Raw genomic sequence first — 17,317 nt, 5'->3', positions numbered from 1 at the left:
GGGCTCACCTCGTACGTGATGGCGAAGTCGCTCACGGGCAGCCTCGCAGTCCGTGGGCCGCCGTCGAATCGGGCCCGCCCCAGCCGTGGCGTGGGGTCAACCCCACGATCCGACCTGCCCACCGCGCAGGATGTTCCTCTGGTGAAGTCACATGTCTGCGTTCATGCCCGCTGCTTGTGTTGCATGATGTCAGCATGCCCATACATCACATCGGTCTTGTCGTACACCAGGGTCGGGCCGCCGCCCGGGAGGCGGCGCTCACTGTGCACCGGTGGAGCGAGACCCGCGGCATCCCCTGTACCGACATCGACGTGTGGGCCGAGGACCATGCGCGGCGCGGCGGCCGGGAGGAGGGCGAGGCCGCCGGCAACCCCGACCTCGTGGTGACGCTCGGCGGGGACGGCACCTTTCTGCGCGGGGCGCGGATCGCCGTCAAGAACGGGGCGAGCGTGCTGGGGGTCGATCTGGGCAAGGTCGGCTTCCTCACCGAGGTGCCGGTGGACGAGGTGACGGCCGCCCTGGACGCCGTGCACGAGGGCCACGCCGTCGTCGAAGAGCGCATGACGCTCACCATGCGCGCCTCCCGCCCGCTGGAGGTCCCGCCGGAGATGAAGGCCCTGCTGCTCTACGGCCGAGGGCCCGCGCTGCCCGCCCCGCGCGTCAGGCCGGAGACCACGGAAGGCCAGGGCTGGGGCGTCGCCCTCGACGTCAACGCCCTCAACGACGTGGTCCTGGAGAAGCTGGCCCGTGACCGGCAGGTCGGCGTCGGCGTCTACCTCGCCGGGCGACTGCTGGCGTCGTACTCGGCGGACGCGCTGACCGTGGCCACGCCCACCGGGTCCACCGCCTACAGCTTCGCCGCCGGGGGGCCGGTGCTCTCTCCCCACATGGACGCGGTCGTCTTCACGCCCATCGCCCCGCACATGACCTTCGACCGCAGTATCGTCGCCGCGCCCGACGAACCGGTCGCCCTGCGCGTCCTGCCCCACTCCGGACGGGCGGCGGTGAGCGTCGACGGGCAGTTGCGCGGCGTGCTGGATCCCGGTGACTGGATCGCGGTGTTCCGCGCCCCCGACCGGGTGCGGCTGATCCGGTTGCACCCCACCGACTTCTACGGCCGGCTCCGGGGCCGATTCCATCTGACCGACGCGCCCGCCACGGCGCCGGACGGGCCGTCGGCACCCTTCTTCCGGCCCGAGACGCCGATCCCGCCCGACCTCGTCGGCATGCGGCTGCCCCCGCCGGCCGCCGCCCGCTGACCGTGGCTCAGCTGATGCGCAGGCTCGCGATCAGTCCGTCGCACAGCTGGAAGTCCATGGGCCCGGTGCCGTTGTAGCCGTTGCCCGAGACCTTCAGCGTCAGCAGGTAGCGGCCGTCCTCGGCCGCCTGCCGGGCCGAGACCAGGTCGAAGTGCGCCTGAACGCCGATGTTGTCGGTCCGGTTCCAGTCGCCCACCCCACGGTGGCCGTGGAACTCGCGCCCCCAGTCGTTCAGATACGCGTCGGGTGCGAACGCGGCCACGAAGGCCTCCGAGTCACCGTTGTTGGTGGCCTCGATGAACACGCGGATGGCGTCGGGAAGTTCGATGTCGGTCATGGGTAACACCTCACAGGTCGAAAGCCGGCATCAGGGCACGGACGGTGTCAGTCGGAGGATCCGGAGAAGAGGTGGTACTCGGATGCGGTGGTGAAACCGAAGCGGCGGTACAGCGGCTCGCCCATCGGACTGGCCCCGAGCGCGGCCAGCCGCATCCCGCGTTCCCGCCCGGCGCGCAGGGCCGCCGCCGTGAGCGCGCCGCCGATGCCGCGCCGGCGGTGCTCCCGCGCGACATGGACCAGAAAGACGCCGGCCACCTTGTGCGCCATCATGACGACCGTCGTACCGACCACCCGTCCCTGCAGCACCGCGGCGAGGCGCACGACGTCCGCGAGGTCGGTGCGCCCGGCCTCGACGCGCACCACGCCGTCCTCCAGAGCCGGGGGCACCCCCATCGAGGCGCTGTAGACGCGCACCAGCTCCCTGAGCCGGTCCGTGTCCCGTACCTCCTCGATCCGCAGCCCGGGAGGTGGCTCCTCCGTCTCCTCCAGGCTGTCGAGGGACCGGGTCATCAGCGGTACGGCGCCCAGGGACACCAAGCCGAGCGAGGCCAGCGCGGAGACGGTCCCCGCCGGGCTGTCCGGGCCCACCCACCACCACCAGGGCACGCCGGCGAGGCGTGCTCGGGCGGCGGCCAGCGACTTCTCCACGACGTCAAGGGACCTCAGGCGAACCACGCCGTTGAACTGGGCCTGGGCCAGCCCGCTGCGGTAGCGGTCCACATCTCCCCGCGTCCGCTCCTGGGTTCCCCATCCCATCAGGTACTGGCGGAAGTTGGCGGTCACCCGTGCCAGATCCGGGACGTCCGCCCCGGTGGAGGGCTGTGCCGCTTCTTCCCGGCTCGGCGTCACCACCATATGAGTCACCTTCGACGGATCCCCGCGCGGAACTCAAGTGAGCACCGCACCTATATGACTCATACTTTACCGGGTGCTGATATCAAGTGTGTCCCAACCGTATGCGTCCGGCCACGCCCACCGCAGCCCCACCAGCACGAACATCCTCGCTCCCGCACAAGGCGCGCGCCTCCGGACGGTACGGCGTAGCGTGTACGGCGCAGGACCTGCCGCCCGCTCGGGGGCCGTGCGGCGGCCGACAGCGGCCGGCGATCGCATGGCCGGCCGTCTTCCCACCAGCCGCCCGTCTTCTTTCCCGGACAGGAGCGCCTGCATGAGAGCACATCTTCGCCGTCCCGGAGCTTCCCGTCCGGTTGCTCTGCGTACCGGTGTCCCTCTCGTCAGCATGATGCTGGCCGCGGCTGTCTGCGGCGAGCCCGCCGCGCACGCGCAGGCCGTACGCCCGGTGCCCTCCGTGACGGCCTCCCCGGCCGCCGCCGCGACCACCTGCGCCGACCGCGTCTACAACGGCATGACCCAGGCACAGCGCATAGGACAGCTCTTCATGGGCGGGATATCGGCCGCCCGTCCCAGTACGACCGACCTGAACACGCTCCGCGCCCAGCACGTCGGCTCGGTCATGCTGACCGGGCGGAGCAGCGCCGGCACCAAGGCCACCCGCAAGGTGGTGGACGGCGTCCGCGCCCAGGCGGACACGGTCTCCGGCCGGAAGGTGGGGCTGCTGGTCTCCACCGACCAGGAGGGCGGCAAGGTCCAGGTGCTGAACGGCCCGGGCTTCTCGACCATCCCGGCCGCACTGACCCAGGGCGGCTGGTCGACGTCCACGCTGCGCAGCCGCGCGGCGGGCTGGGCGGCCGAGCTCAAGTCCGCCGGGGTCGACCTGAACCTGGCCCCCGTCGCGGACGTGGTGCCCGCGAGCCTCGGCACGCGCAACGGGCCCATAGGGCGCTACTACCGCGAGTACGGCCACACGCCCGACACCGTCACCTCGCACAGCGGGGCGTTCGCCGCCGGCTTCGCGCAGGCCCATGTGCTGACCACGCTCAAGCACTTCCCCGGACTGGGCCGGGTGACCGGCAACACCGACACCACCGCGAACGTGGTCGACTCCGTCACGACCACCACCAGTGCCGACCTCACGCCGTTCAAGTCCGGGGTCAAGGCGGGCTCGCCGTTCGTGATGGTCTCCCTGGCCACCTACACGAAGATCGACTCCCACCACATCGCGGCGTTCTCACCCACGGTGATCGGCAAGCTGCTGCGTACCCAGCTCGGTTTCAAGGGCGTCGTCATCTCCGACGACCTCGGACAGGCCGTCGCCGTCCAGAAGTTCACACCGGCCCAGCGCGCGGTGGACTTCCTCGCGGCGGGCGGCAACCTGATCCTCACCGTCAAGCCGTCCACCCTTCCGGCGATGGTGCAGGCGGTCGGCGCCCGCGTGCAGAAGGACGCGGCGTTCCGCGCCGCCGTCGCCGACAGCGTGCACCGCATCCTCACGGCGAAGGCCGGCGCGGGACTGCTCAGCTGCGGCTGAGCGGCTGAGCGGCTGAGCGGCTGGGCAACTGAGGGGCTGGTCGGCGGCGGGACGACAGCCCGGCTGCTGACCGACCGCAGACCGGCTGCCGACCGACGGCCGGGGCGACGGCCGGCACCTCACCGTGCCCGAAGCCGCCGCCCGTGCCCGCTCACGCCTGCACTCAGGGGAGCTGCCGGCGGTTCCGAGGCCTCGGATGGGGCCGCGCGGCCGGAGCGGCCCGCAGCGGTCCCGCCATGCCCCGGTACCGGGGCATGGCCGGGCGGTCATCACCGTCACTTGACGTATGGGAATGCCGCGCGACGGTCCGCCATGCTGAAGAAGCGGAACGGGGGGTGTGGGGCCGCCCCTGTCCCAGGAACGGGAAGCGAGCAGATGAATCAGCCGGAAACACCGAATGACGACCTCTATTTCTCATCTGCATGGGGGTGGACGGAATGAGGAAGGCGCACCTCACCACTGCCGCCACATATTGGATCGCCAAACGGCTTCCGGTGCAGATTTCCTGCGAATTCGCCTATGACGTGCGGGACCCCTATGCCATCACGCTGATCCTCGATTCGGAGGGCGAGCAACCGGTGCGATGGGTGTTCTCGCGGGAACTGCTCGCCGACGGACTGGCCGGACGCGCCGGCCAGGGCGATGTCAGCGTGTGGCCGGAGAGCGGCGGGGCGGACTGCTGGTTCCTGTGGCTGGAAGTGGGCCGTGCCCCCCACACCGCTCTCTTCGAGATGCGGTCCGAGCCCATCACCGAGTGGCTTCTGGAAACCTATCGCCTCGTGCCGGAAGGAGAGGAAGCGACCGGTGCGGAGTGGGACCAGCTTACCCACCTGATCGAATGAGACCGACTCGTCAAGTCACGTCGTTTGATTCGCCGGCACCACGCACAGACACCTTACTCACTGAAGACACAAGGCGTTCCCATGCCTTTCACCGTGGGGCGGAGCATGAGAGTACGACCGTGGCACGCAGGCCGGCGACTGGGGCTGACGCGCGTCACCGTCGCGGCGAGCAGCCTGCTGGCCCTGCTGATAGGCGTCGCGTTCGCCGTCCTGCTGTGGGCGATCGACGATGCCAACGACTCCACGTCCGCGAGACGCGCCTCCCGGACGGCCCTGGTCGAGGCGGGCGGCATGGAACAACTGCTGCTGGACCTCGAAACGGGTCAACGAGGCTTTGTGATCACGGCGCAGGAGGAGTTCCTCCAGCCCTGGGACGAGGCACGCAAGGAACTTCCCGCCGAGACGCGGCGGTTCACCGAGAGCACCACCTCGGCCCATCAGCGGCGTGCCGCCGCGCGGATCGCGCGGGGCGTCGAGTCGTATGTGAACGACTACTCGGTCCCGCTGGTCGAGGCCGTCCGGCGAGGCGACCCCGCCGCCTCCGGACCCGCGTGGACACGTGAGGGCAAGCGCCGCGTCGATGCGCTGCGCGCCCGGTTCGACCGCTACATGGCCGACGAACGCGCCCAGCTCGCCGCGCGGGAGGACGCTGCCGGGGCCAACGGGCACCGGGCGGTGATCGCCGCGGGCGTGGGTCTGGCGGCATCGATCGCGCTGGTGGCCGCCTTCACCGTGCTCCAGCACCGCGCCGTCGTCCGGCCGGTGCGCGGGGCGGCCGCGGCGGCACAGCGGCTTGCGGACGGCGATACCGGCGTGCGGATCACCCCGAGCAAGGTCGCGGAGATCGGAGCCCTCGGCAGGTCCTTCAACACGATGGCGGCCTCCCTGCAGGACAGCCGCAGGCGCATCATGGAGAGCGTCGAAGAGGTGCATCGCCGCACCGCCCGCGACCTGCACGACGGGGCGCAGCAACGGCTCGTCAGCCTGATGATCGGACTTCGGCTGGCCCGCGAGATGGTTCCCGACGAGGACTCGCCCGTGACCGAGCTGCTGGAGGACTCGATCGCCAACGCCCAGACCGCGATCGACGAGCTGAGGGAACTCGCGCGGGGGATCTACCCGTTGTCTCTCACGGTCAAGGGGCTGGCGGGAGCGGTGGAGGATCTGGCGTCCCGCTGTCCGATACCCGCCGTCCTCGACGACAAGTGCGGCCGGCGGTTGGCCTCCGCCGTGGAGTCCAACGCCTATTTCATCGTGGCGGAGGCCGTGACGAACGCCGTCAAGCACGCGCAGGCGTCCCGTATCGACATCTCTCTGGAACTCACCGACGGGGCGCTGGACATCCGCGTCACCGACGACGGCGTCGGCGGGGTGGCCCAGGCTGCGCCGGGCAGCGGGCTGACCGGGCTGAGAGACCGCGTGGCGGCGTTCGACGGCACGCTGGCCATCGAATCGCCCGCCGGCGAAGGCACCTCGGTCCTCGTACGGATCCCCGTCACACCGTGACACCGCGAGCGAGACCGATCAGACCGGCTCCAGCGGACCTTCGACGGGTGAGCCGGTGCCGGCCACCTCGCAGCCGAGCCCTCCGCTCGGCGCTCCGGGGCGCTCTCACCTGGTCGAGTACCATGCGCGGGATATCGCTGCACGGCCGAACCGGCGTCAGGCGGGCGGCGGGGTGCTCGTGTCGGCCCGCCCTCATGACCCGGGCGCTATGAGGGGGAGGGCGCGATGGACCAGCCGGCCACGCGGTCGCCGGCCCTGCCGGAACGCGACGCTCACGACCACTGGAGCGGAGCACCGTACCTGTACGGCCGCGAAGAAGAACTGCGCAGGGTGCGGGACTTCGTCGCCAAGGCCGCGGACGACCCTGTTCACCCTGGCCGCAGAAGCGCTCGTAGCGACGGACGAGGACGCCCCCGCCCTCTTCGAACGCGCCGTGTCGACCCCCGGCGCCCACCACTGGCCGTTCGACCACGCCGCGTGCAGCTCCTCTACGGCGAGCGCCTGCGGCGCCTGGGCGATCCGGCCGGGGCGCGGTCCCGGCTGACGGCCGCGCTGACCGTCTTCCAGCGGCTCGGAGCAGGCCCCTGGGCCGCCCGGACCAGCGCCGAACTGCGGGCAGCCGGCCGCAACCAGTCGCTTCCGGCTGCCGAGGGCACCGGCACCGAAAGCCTCACGGCCCAGGAGCTGGAGATCGCCCTGCTGGCTGCCGAGGGCCTGACGAACAAGCAGATCGGCGAACGGCTCTTCCTCTCCCACCGCACGGTGAGCACCCACCTCTACCGCGTCTTCCCCAAGCTCGGCATCACGTCCCGCGCAACCCTGCGGCACGCGCTGTCGCAGTAGCGCGTGGTCAACCATGAGAAACACTTGACATCAATGTCACGGGTCCGACTGTACGTTTAAAGTACACTCGGCGAGTCATGTGTCAGACCTGTGCTTCTTGAGCGGGAAGAGGGCGACAGGCGCTGCAACGGCTGATCGGGGAGTTCCCAGCGTGCAACCGTCGATCCGTAAGGTCCTGCCCGACATCCTGGACAGCGTCTCGCAGGTCGTCTGGGTCGTCGACCACCGAGGAAGCATCCTCTACACCAACCCGGCGGGCGTGGCGGCGCTCGGCTACGACGACGCCGAGGAACTGGTGGGCCGCTCCAGCCACCAGACCCTGCACCCCGACCGCCCGGACGGCACGCCCTTTCCCGCCTCCGAGTGCCCGATGCTCCGGCCGGCCACCACAGGCGTGCCTGCCCACGGGAACGACGAGTGGTTCAAGCGGCGGGACGGCTCCTTCTTCCCCGCCTCGTGGTGGGCCGCGCCCATCGACCTGCCGGAGGGGCGGGGAGTCGTCTACTCCTTCTTCGACGCGACCGAGAACCGCGAGCTGGAGCGGGCACGGCGGGAGCGGGACGCGGCGCGCATCCGGGCCGACGAGTCACGGGCCGCGCAGCGCCGGATCATGCAGAGCATCGAGTCGGTGCGCCGGCAGACGGCACGCGACCTGCACGACGGCGCGCAACAGCGGCTGGTCAGCCTGCTGATCGGACTCCGCCTGACCCGCGATCTGCTGCCGGACTCGGCCGCCGACGCCACCGCGCTCCTCGACCAGGCCATCACCGACGCGCAGACCGCGATCGACGAGCTGCGGGAGCTGTCCTATGGCGTCTACCCCTCCGTCCTGCAGGCCAAGGGACTGATGGCGGCGGTGGAGTCGCTGGCCGAGCGCTGCCCGGTGCCGACGACCGTGGAGGGGGCGTACCCGCACCGGTTGCCGGCCGAGGTCGAGTCGAACGCGTACTTCGTCATCGCGGAGGCGCTGACCAACGCCGTGAAGCACGCGAACGCGTCGCAGATCCGCATATCGATCCAGCTGAAGGAAGCGCTGCGCATCGAGGTCGCCGACGACGGCATCGGAGGCGTCTCCCCGGACACGGGCAGCAGCGGCCTCACCGGCCTCGGGGACCGGGTGGGAGCGTTCGACGGAGTCCTCGCCATCGACTCGCCACCGGGCCGTGGCACCTCGGTGCGCGCGGAGATTCCGGTACCGCGATGAGCGGCAAACCGTGGGGCTGCCCCTATGGCCGGGGCCATGAGGTACCGGGCATGCTGGGAAACATGTCCGTCAACATCGTGGTCGTCGACGACGACCCTGGGTTCCGTCGCATCGCGAAGACGCTGCTGACGGCGCGCGGTCTGCACGTCGTCGCGGAGTCGGATGACGGTGCGTCGGCCCTGGCGGCGGTGCGTGAACACCGGCCGGACGGTCTGCTGCTGGACCTGCATCTGCCCGATCAGGACGGGGTGGCCGTCGCCCGCATGCTGCGCGGCGAGGAACAGGCGCCGCGGATCGTGCTGACCTCCACCGAGCAGTCGTTCTGGTCCGCGGACGAGCTGCGGGAGGCCGGGGTCGATTCCTTCATCGCCAAGGACCGGCTGTTCGACGCCGACCTCAAGTCGATTTTCAGCCGGACCGCCTGAGCCGGGGGCTCAGGCGGTCGAGCAGCCGGCGAGACGCCTACTGCTTGAGGTAGCGCAACACGGCCAGCACCCGGCGGTGCTGGCTGGACGTCGCATGACTGAGCCCCAGTTTCATGAAGATCCCCGTGACATGGCGTTCCACCGCGGGCACGGTCACCACGAGTTTGCGGGCGATGCCGGAGTTGGAGTGGCCCTCGGCCATCAGCGCCAGCACCTCCTTCTCCTTGGGCGTCAGCGCCGCCAGCGGATCCTCCTTGCGCTTGCGTCCGACCAGGGTGGAGATCACATCCGGGTCGAGAGCCGATCCGCCGGCGACCACCCGCTTCACGGCATCGGTCAGGACCTGCGGGCTCGCCACCTTCTCCTTGAGCAGATAGCCGACGCCGCTCGGATCGTCGCCGACCAGATCCAGGGCGTAGGAGGCGTCGAGGAACTGGGAGAGCACGATGACCGCGGTCTCCGGCTGCGCGCTGCGGATCTCCTGTGCGGCCTGCAGACCGTCCGCCGCGAGGTTGGGGGGCATCTGGATGTCGGTGATCACGACATCCGGACGCTGCTCCTTGGCGACGCGGACGAGGTCCACCGCGTTGTCCACCGCTGCGATCACGGTGATGCCGGCATTGCGCAGGATGGTCGCGATCCCCTCGCGGACAATGGCCTGGTCTTCTCCGAGCACCGCTCGCAGGGGTTCATTCATGACAACATCCTAGTCCCCGGTTGGTGAACGGGTGAGACTTCATGTGTGCTGTCACTCGGCAGTCATGTGACATCCGCGTCAGTCAGGTCCTGCTAAGTCATCCACCGGGTGACTGTTCGGTCGAGCAGCCATGGTGACATGGGCAGTGTCGACCTTCTGCCGGGACTGGCAACTGATTCGGTCACGGAGGCCGGTGTCCAACGCCTGCACGTGCGTGCGGTGCCCCCGTTGTCGGGTCAACCCCACACCGTGTGCGGGCAGACCACACGCCCGATGACCGGTCTGCCTGATGGTCGCCGGAAAGTGCCGACGGAAGACTTGTCCGTGCGCCGACGGCCTCCAGCACCTGCCGCGGCCGGCGCACACCCGGTCGTTATCAATGCTCACGAGCAAGCGTTGTCGACGCTAACAAACTCTGTTATCGTCGATGACGTCAAGGTGTTAACGCTGATGACGAGGGCGGCCTGCGCGCCGAACACCCGTCACCCCATTTCGAAGGACTGGTCAACATGACGGACACCAACAACCGCGTCGCACTGGTCACCGGCGGCACCGGCGGCATCGGCCTCGCCGTGACCAACCGGCTGGCCCAGGACGGCTACGCGGTCGCCGTCCACTACGCGGGCAGCAAGGCCAAGGCGGACGAGGCGGTGGAGGCCATCAAGGCACAGGGCGGCAAGGCGATCGCCGTCAGCGGCGACGTGGCAGACGAGGCGGCCATGGCCGCGGCCTTCGACGCCACCGAGGCGGAGTTCGGCGGCATCGACGTGGTGATCAACACAGCGGGCATCATGCTCCTCTCGCCGATAGCGACGCTCGACCTGGACGACCTGGACCGCATGCACCGCACCAACATCCGGGGCACCTTCGTCGTCTCCCAGCAGGCGGCCCGGCGTCTGCGCCGTGGCGGCGCCCTGATCAACGTCTCCTCGTCCCTCACCCGGCTGCAGTTCCCCACCTACGGCGCCTACGCCGCGAGCAAGGGCGCGGTCGAGGCGATGACCCTCGTGCTCGCCCGCGAGATGCGCGGCAAGGACGTCACGGTCAACGCGGTCTCGCCCGGCCCCACCGCCACCCCGCTGTTCCTGGAGGGCAAGGACCAGACGGCGCTCGACAACCTCGCCAAGGCGGCTCCGCTGGAGCGGATCGGCACCCCCGAGGACATCGCGGAGGCCATCGCCTTCCTGGCCGGCCCGGCGCGCTGGATCAACGGCCAGACCATCTACGCCAACGGCGGCATCGCCTGAGCACCCTCATCGTCACCTCTCACCGGACTCACCAGCACCCGGCCCCATCGACGCCGGCATCCCGGCCTGATCCGGCTCACTGGTTCATCGGCGGCTGATCCCCGCCGATGGACGTTCCGGGCCGATCCCGCCGACTCGGCCGAGCCCCGCTCGTCTTCCCTCTCTTACTCCTCTTCTACCTCACTTCCTCAGTGACCCGCTTTCGCGGCAAGGAGATTCCCATGAGCAACATCGTCGTCATCACCGGCGCCTCCAGCGGCTTCGGCGCCCTCACCGCACGAGCCCTCGCGGACGCCGGCAACACCGTCTACGCCGGTATGCGCGAGACCGCCGGACGCAACGCGCCGCAGGTGCAGGCCGCCACCGACTACGCCAAGGAGCACGGGGTCGACCTGCGCTCCATCGAACTGGACGTCAACTCCGACGACTCCGTCGACTCGGCGATCAAGCAGGTGATCGAGGAGCACGGCCGTATCGACGTCGTGATCCACAACGCCGGCCACATGGTCACGGGCCCCGCGGAGGCCTTCACGCCGGAGCAGTTCGCCCAGCTCTACGACATCAACGTGCTCTCCACGCAGCGGGTCAACCGCGCCGTGCTGCCGCACCTGCGGAAGGCCGGTCGGGGCCTGGTCGTCTGGGTCTCCAGCTCCAGCGTCAAGGGTGGTACCCCGCCGTACCTCGCCCCGTACTTCGCCGCGAAGGCAGCGATGGACTCCCTCGCGGTCAGCTATGCCGGTGAGCTGGCTCGTTGGGGGGTGGAGACGTCGATCGTGGTGCCGGGTTCCTTCACCAGCGGCACCAACCACTTCGCCCACTCCGGTCACCCGGCCGACGGCGCCGTCGAGGCGGAGTACGAGACCAAGTACCCGGGCCTGCTCCAGCAGGTGTCGCAGAAGCTCGCCGCGCTCGCTCCGGAAGGGGCCGAGGCCTCGCTGGTCTCCGACGAGATCGCCCGCATCGTGGCCCTGCCCGAGGGCGAGCGCCCCTACCGCGTCCACATCGACCCGGCGAACGACGGCTCCGAGGAGGTCTCGGAGGTCGCCGACCGGATCCGCCGCGAGTTCCTCACCCGCATCGAGTTGGCGGACCTGCTGACCGTGCGCCCGGCCGGCGCGTGACACAGCGGCTCCCCGACAGGGGCCGGCCCACGGGGCCGGCCCCTGCAAGGGCAGTTCGGCCGCGAGGCGGAACCGGGTCCGCTCGACTCCGACTGGCCGCCGCTGTTCGACGAGATCGACCGGCTGGTCCCCGGACTGCCGGAGATCATCCGACTGATGAGCAGGGCGTCCCCGGACATCGTCCGCGCCACGGCCGAGACCGGCGGCTGGCGCGCTCATCGACTGCCAGAGCGCCGAGTCCGATCCCGCCTGTCTGGGGTGGGTCGACACCTCCGCCGTCTACGTGGATCTGCTGGAGATGGCGGCGCACGGCTAAGGCTTCCACGAGGCTCGGCTTGTCGCGGTGCCTGCCGTCTATCGCCCGTCGAGCGCGTCGGCATCGGCCCTGGAGATCTTCGAGAAGCTGGGCGGGGCTCTCTGGACAGCACGGACCGCCACCGAACGGCCGCAGGCCAGCGCAGCCCAGTTCCGCGGTCTTCTCCGCCGCGGCAGCGGGGCTGACCGCGCAGGAGATCGAGATCGTTCTGCTGGTTGCGGAGGGTCTGACCAACGTGCAGATCGGCGAACAGCTGTTTTTCTCGTACCGCATCTTCCTCAAGCTCGACATCACCTCCCGGGCGGCCCTGCGCGACGCCCTGCCTCGCTGAGCAGGCAATATCTGCCGCATGCTCCCGCTTCGGCGGTGCCCGGACTCCCGAACTCCTCCAGGTGGGCAAAAAAGCGCCATCCTGGCCGGATCCCATCCAGCGTCAAATGACGGATGCCCTCGGACGGCGCAGGCTGCGACAGTCGTCTTCAGCAGCGGCGAAGAAGCCGGCGCACGACGAATCAGCCGGGCGGCGCCCTGACCGGAACGGGGACGAGAAGCGGGACCGCGGTCGCTGGACGCGCCCGGGCCGTCGAGCCGTGATCGAGGCACGTTCTCGAATCCCTAGGGGAAGGGGCAGCGCGATGACGTCAATCGCCGATGACCTGGGAAGCATCCTTGACGTCATGCAGCAGCCGGCCTGGGCTGTGGACGCCGACCACCGGGTGTGCCACGCCAATCCACCGGCTGCCGAGTTCCTGGGCTACGGCCGGCCCGCCGATCTCCTGGGCGCCGACGGCAGGCCGGCTGAGCATGCGCAGGCGGAGGCGCGCAGCCGTGCCGCGTCGCACGCCGTCCGCTGCACCCGGCGTGGCACGGTCACCCGCGCGGACGGCTCCCTACTGTGGGTCGAGTGGTCCGTGGTTCCCCTGACCGGGCAGGGCGCGGCCGCGGTGTACGTCTTCCGTACGGGCACCGGCGCATCCGCGACCGCCCGCGCGGCCAAGAAGGAGGGACCACCGCCGGCACTGGCCGCGCGCCGCGGCGCCGACTGGCGCCGCGCTGCCGCCGACTCGCTCCAGCACGGCGCGCAGGAACGTCTCACCTCACTGCTGCTCGGCCTGCACCTGGCTCGTGAGCACCTGGGCGGCGAGCATCCCGGAGCGTCGGCGGCCGCACTGCTCGACGACGCGATCCGCGACGCGGAGGAGGCCTTGGGCCACGTCCGGGACGTCACAGCCGGGCTGTATCCGGGGGTGCTGCGACTGCGCGGCCTGCCGGCCGCGCTCACCGCGCTCGCGGGGCGGTGGGCGGCCCCCGTCGGCGTCTCCGGCAACCTGCGCGAACGACTGCCGGACACGGTGGAGATGCACACCTACCTCCTCGTCCGGGAGGCCGTCGACCGGGCGGTGCACGACGCCCGGGCCAGCAGGGTCCAGATCGTGACGGACCTGGACCTGGATCTCGTGGTCACGGTGGCCGACGACGGCGCCGCCCCCGGCGGGAGCCCGGCCTCGGCCCCCTTGGCGGCCATGGCCGACCGGGTGGCCGTCCTCGACGGGTCGCTCCGTGTGTGGCATGCACCGGGAGAGGGCACCACCGTCCGCGCGGTGATTCCGGTCCAGCCGCACACCGACCTCCACTGAGGCGTCACCAGTACATCAAGGAAGGCCGAACGGCCGCCCGCATCCTGGGCGTTCTCACATGTTCGTGTGATGCGGATCCGACCGGACGACCAGCAAGCTGAGTCGCAGGAAATCGACGAAAGGTATGTGTCATGTCGTTTGTGACGGTGGGGCAGGAGAACTCGAACCCGATCGAGCTGTACTACGAGGACCATGGCAGCGGCCGTCCGGTGGTGCTGATCCACGGGTACCCGCTGAACGGGCACTCGTGGGAGAAGCAGGAGCGGGTGCTGCTGGAGGCCGGCTACCGCGTCATCACCTACGACCGGCGGGGGTTCGGTCAGTCGAGCCAGCCCACGGTGGGCTACGACTACGACACGTTCGCGGCCGATCTGAAGGTGCTGCTGGAGCACCTGGATCTGCGCGACGTGGCGCTGGTGGGGTTCTCGATGGGCACCGGCGAGGTGACGCGCTACCTGGGCAAGTACGGTTCGCAGCGGGTGTCGAAGGCGGCGCTGCTGGGGGCGATTCCTCCGTTCCTCCTCAAGACGGAGGACAACCCGGAGGGCGTGGACGCCTCGGTGTTCGAGGGGATCAAGGCGGCGGTGCTGAAGGACCGGCCGGCGTACTTCAAGGACTTCCTGGACAACTTCTACAACGTCGACACATACGCGGGAACGCGGATCAGCGACCAGGCCTGGCAGAACAGTTTCAACGTCGCGGTCGCGGCCTCGGCGTGGGCGGCGTACGCGTGCGTGGACACATGGCTGACGGACTTCCGGGCGGATCTGCCGAAGATCGACGTGCCGACGCTGCTGGTGCACGGCGACGCGGACCGGATCCTGCCGTACGAGAACACCGCCGAGCGGCTGCCCGGGCTGATCAAGGACCTGACCTTCGTCACCGTCGAGGGCGGCCCGCACAACATCGCCTGGACCCACCCCGAGGAAGTCAACAAGGCCCTGCTGGACTTCCTCGCCAAGTGAGGACCGCTTCCGCCCGGTCGAGGGCCCCAGCTGAAGGCCCTTGACCGGGCGGAGCGACCGACAGCAGCGCCTCCGGGAGCTCCAACCGCGCCTCGTTCCCCGCCCCACAGAGAGCACAGTGACATGACAGCATCCGATGCCGACCCGGCAGCGAGCCCGCAGGACGACACGGAACGCCGCGCTGACACCGGCGGGGACGGCCCGGCCGACGACAAGCGGCCGTCACACCGCCCGTACCGCCGTCCCGCGGCCGGCTGGGGCGCCGCCAAGAGCGTCGGCCGCGTGCTGATCAGGGAAAAGGCGCTGCTGGACGGGCCACGCGCCATTCTAAGGATGAACCACGAGAACGGCGGCTTCGACTGCCCGGGCTGCGCCTGGCCGGATGACACCAAGGGCCTCAGGCTCGACATCTGCGAGAACGGCATCAAGCATGTCACCTGGGAGATGACGGCCAAGCGGGTCGGCGCCGACTTCTTCGCCCGGCACACCGTCACCGAGCTGAACGCGTGGTCCGACTTCGCGCTGGAGGACCAGGGCCGGCTGACCGAGCCGCTGGTCTACGCCCCGGACAGCGACCGGTACGTGCCGATCACCTGGCAGGACGCCTTCGACCTGGTCGGCCGCGAACTGCGCGCCCTGGCAAGCCCCGACGAGGCCGCCTTCTACACATCCGGCAGGCTGAGCAACGAGGCGACGTTCCTCTACCAGCTGATGGCCCGTGAATTCGGCACCAACAACCTGCCCGACTGCTCCAACATGTGCCACGAGGCCTCCGGCCGGGCCCTGCAGGCCGCCCTCGGCACCGGCAAGGGAACCGCCGACCTCAAGGACTGGGAGACCGCCGACGCCCTGTTCGTCATGGGTGTCAACGCCGCCTCCAACGCCCCCCGCATGCTCACCGCGCTCGCCGAGGCCTACCGGCGCGGCGCGCAGATCGTGCACGTCAACCCGCTCGTCGAAGCCGCCGCGACCAGCACCATCGTGCCGCACGAGTTCACCGACATGGCCCTGTTCAAGGCCACCCGCACCAGCACCCTCAACCTCCAGGTGCGCGCGGGCGGCGACATGGCCCTGCTGCGGGGCATCGCCAAGGCGGTGCTGGAGGAGAGCCGCACCGACCCCAAGGCGCTCGACAAGGAGTTCATCGAGCGCTACACGCACGGCTTCGAGGCCTACCGCGCCCTGTGCGAGGCCACCCGCTGGGAGGAGCTGGAGGAGCACTCCGGTCTGACCCGGGCCGACATCCTCAAGGCCGCCGAGATCTACTCCCGGTCCGACCGCACCCTCATCAGCTGGTGCCTGGGCCTCACCCAGCACGAGCACGGCGTGGACACCGTACGCGAGATCGTCAACGTCCTGCTGCTGCGTGGCAACATCGGCCGCGAGGGCGCCGGTCCGTCCCCGGTGCGCGGCCACAGCAACGTGCAGGGCAACCGCACCTGCGGCATCGACCACCGGCCCCGGCCGGAGTTCCTGGACCGGCTCGCCGACGTCTGTCGCATCGACCCGCCGCGCGAGCACGGCATGGACACCGTGGACACCATCGAGGCCATGAACGAGGGCCGGGTGAAGGTCTTCGTCGGCATGGGCGGCAACTTCGCGCTCGCCGCGCCCGACACCGAGTACACCTTCCGTGGCCTGCGCAGGTGCGAGCTGACCGTGCAGGTGAGCACCAAGCTCAACCGCAGCCATCTGGTGCACGGCAGGAAGGCGCTGATCCTGCCGTGCCTCGGCCGCACCGAGAAGGACCACCAGCGGCGCGGGCCGCAGTCCGTGTCCGTGGAGGACTCCATGAGCATGGTGCACCTGTCGGCCGGCATGAAGAAGCCGGCCTCCCCGCACCTGCTGTCCGAGCCCGCCGTCATCGCCGGCATGGCCCGGGCCGCCCTCCCGGACAGCGAGACTCCGTGGGAGTCGTACATCGAGGACTACGACCGCATCCGCGACACCATGGCCCAGGTCCTCGACGGCTTCGAGGATTTCAACCGCCGGGTGCGGCTCCCGCTGGGCTTCCGCATCAAGCAGCCCGCCCGCGAACTGGTCTTCCTCACCCCGTCGGGCCGTGCGGAGTTCTCCGCGGCACCGCTGCCCGAGGCGCCCCCGCGGGACGACGTGCTGATCCTGCAGACCATGCGCAGCCACGACCAGTGGAACACCACGATCTACTCCGACGACGACCGCTACCGCGGCATCGGCAACCTGCGCACTCTCATCCTCATGAACGGCGACGACATGCGGGCCCGCGGCATCAAGCCCGACAGCCTCGTCGACATCACAGCCATCGCCCGGGACGGCAGCGAACGGCATCTCAAGCGCTACACGGCGATCGAGTACAGCATGCCCAGGGGCTGTGCCGCCGGATACATGCCCGAGATGAACGTCCTGATCGCCGCGAGTGACTACAGCCGGCAGAGCAACCAGCCTCTGATGAAGAACATCAAGGTGCGCGTCGCGCCCAGCGCCCAGGACTGATCCCGGCCACCTAGAGTGACGTTGACTCAGCTACTTGTCCGATGCTGAAGGGATG

15 protein-coding genes are annotated in these 17,317 nt (G+C 70.0%); 12 read left to right on the top strand and 3 right to left on the bottom strand.

Annotated features, from left to right (window positions below; all coding sequences use genetic code 11):
• Nucleotides 1-194: 194 nt before the first annotated feature.
• Complete coding sequence (locus tag ACGFZN_RS32250; protein ID WP_393861991.1) at nucleotides 195-1,259, top strand: NAD(+)/NADH kinase; 1,065 nt, start codon at nucleotides 195-197, stop codon at nucleotides 1,257-1,259.
• Between the two features lie 7 nt (nucleotides 1,260-1,266).
• Here ACGFZN_RS32250 and ACGFZN_RS32245 read toward each other — a convergent pair whose 3' ends face one another.
• Together ACGFZN_RS32245 and ACGFZN_RS32240 are read right to left on the bottom strand one after the other, a co-directional pair.
• The gene (locus ACGFZN_RS32245; RefSeq protein ID WP_393861990.1) at nucleotides 1,267-1,596 is read right to left on the bottom strand and encodes a nuclear transport factor 2 family protein; all 330 of its coding nucleotides are present in this window, start codon (nucleotides 1,594-1,596) and stop codon (nucleotides 1,267-1,269) included.
• Between the two features lie 47 nt (nucleotides 1,597-1,643).
• A complete protein-coding gene (locus ACGFZN_RS32240; protein ID WP_393861989.1) occupies nucleotides 1,644-2,453 on the bottom strand; it encodes a GNAT family N-acetyltransferase in 810 nt (269 codons plus the stop codon).
• 385 nt (nucleotides 2,454-2,838) lie between these two features.
• Between ACGFZN_RS32240 and ACGFZN_RS32235 the strand changes: the two genes are divergently transcribed.
• The 6 genes from ACGFZN_RS32235 to ACGFZN_RS32210 all read left to right on the top strand — a co-directional run bounded on the left by ACGFZN_RS32235 (nucleotide 2,839) and on the right by ACGFZN_RS32210 (nucleotide 8,807).
• Nucleotides 2,839-3,987, top strand: a complete 1,149-nt coding sequence (locus ACGFZN_RS32235; RefSeq protein ID WP_393861988.1) for a glycoside hydrolase family 3 N-terminal domain-containing protein — start codon at nucleotides 2,839-2,841, stop codon at nucleotides 3,985-3,987.
• Nucleotides 3,988-4,424: 437 nt separating this feature from the next.
• Nucleotides 4,425-4,829, top strand: a complete 405-nt coding sequence (locus ACGFZN_RS32230) for an SsgA family sporulation/cell division regulator (RefSeq protein ID WP_393861987.1) — start codon at nucleotides 4,425-4,427, stop codon at nucleotides 4,827-4,829.
• Nucleotides 4,830-5,003: 174 nt separating this feature from the next.
• Complete coding sequence (locus ACGFZN_RS32225; protein WP_393862111.1) at nucleotides 5,004-6,335, top strand: CHASE3 domain-containing protein; 1,332 nt, start codon at nucleotides 5,004-5,006, stop codon at nucleotides 6,333-6,335.
• Between the two features lie 477 nt (nucleotides 6,336-6,812).
• On the top strand, nucleotides 6,813-7,178 hold the full coding sequence (locus ACGFZN_RS32220; protein ID WP_393861986.1) for a LuxR C-terminal-related transcriptional regulator: 366 nt from the start codon (nucleotides 6,813-6,815) through the stop codon (nucleotides 7,176-7,178).
• 151 nt (nucleotides 7,179-7,329) lie between these two features.
• Nucleotides 7,330-8,382: a PAS domain S-box protein gene (locus ACGFZN_RS32215; RefSeq protein WP_393861985.1), complete on the top strand. Its 1,053-nt coding sequence runs from the start codon at nucleotides 7,330-7,332 to the stop codon at nucleotides 8,380-8,382.
• 62 nt (nucleotides 8,383-8,444) lie between these two features.
• On the top strand, nucleotides 8,445-8,807 hold the full coding sequence (locus ACGFZN_RS32210; protein WP_393861984.1) for a response regulator: 363 nt from the start codon (nucleotides 8,445-8,447) through the stop codon (nucleotides 8,805-8,807).
• Between the two features lie 37 nt (nucleotides 8,808-8,844).
• Here the strand turns inward: ACGFZN_RS32210 and ACGFZN_RS32205 are convergent, their stop codons facing one another.
• Entirely contained in the window at nucleotides 8,845-9,504 is a 660-nt protein-coding gene (locus tag ACGFZN_RS32205; RefSeq protein WP_393861983.1) for a response regulator, read from the bottom strand.
• A gap of 509 nt (nucleotides 9,505-10,013) precedes the next feature.
• Between ACGFZN_RS32205 and ACGFZN_RS32200 the strand changes: the two genes are divergently transcribed.
• From ACGFZN_RS32200 to ACGFZN_RS32180, 5 genes are all read left to right on the top strand, one after another.
• Nucleotides 10,014-10,751: an SDR family oxidoreductase gene (locus tag ACGFZN_RS32200; protein ID WP_393861982.1), complete on the top strand. Its 738-nt coding sequence runs from the start codon at nucleotides 10,014-10,016 to the stop codon at nucleotides 10,749-10,751.
• Between the two features lie 221 nt (nucleotides 10,752-10,972).
• A complete protein-coding gene (locus ACGFZN_RS32195; RefSeq protein ID WP_393861981.1) occupies nucleotides 10,973-11,872 on the top strand; it encodes an SDR family oxidoreductase in 900 nt (299 codons plus the stop codon).
• 951 nt (nucleotides 11,873-12,823) lie between these two features.
• Complete coding sequence (locus ACGFZN_RS32190; protein WP_393861980.1) at nucleotides 12,824-13,825, top strand: PAS domain S-box protein; 1,002 nt, start codon at nucleotides 12,824-12,826, stop codon at nucleotides 13,823-13,825.
• A gap of 131 nt (nucleotides 13,826-13,956) precedes the next feature.
• Complete coding sequence (locus ACGFZN_RS32185; protein ID WP_393861979.1) at nucleotides 13,957-14,790, top strand: alpha/beta fold hydrolase; 834 nt, start codon at nucleotides 13,957-13,959, stop codon at nucleotides 14,788-14,790.
• Between the two features lie 123 nt (nucleotides 14,791-14,913).
• Complete coding sequence (locus ACGFZN_RS32180; protein ID WP_393861978.1) at nucleotides 14,914-17,262, top strand: FdhF/YdeP family oxidoreductase; 2,349 nt, start codon at nucleotides 14,914-14,916, stop codon at nucleotides 17,260-17,262.
• Nucleotides 17,263-17,317 lie beyond the last annotated feature (55 nt).

The organism is Streptomyces sp. NPDC048192 (genome assembly GCF_043202415.1).
GTDB lineage: Bacteria > Actinomycetota > Actinomycetes > Streptomycetales > Streptomycetaceae > Streptomyces.
This window is presented reverse-complemented; position numbering and strand designations above follow the sequence as displayed.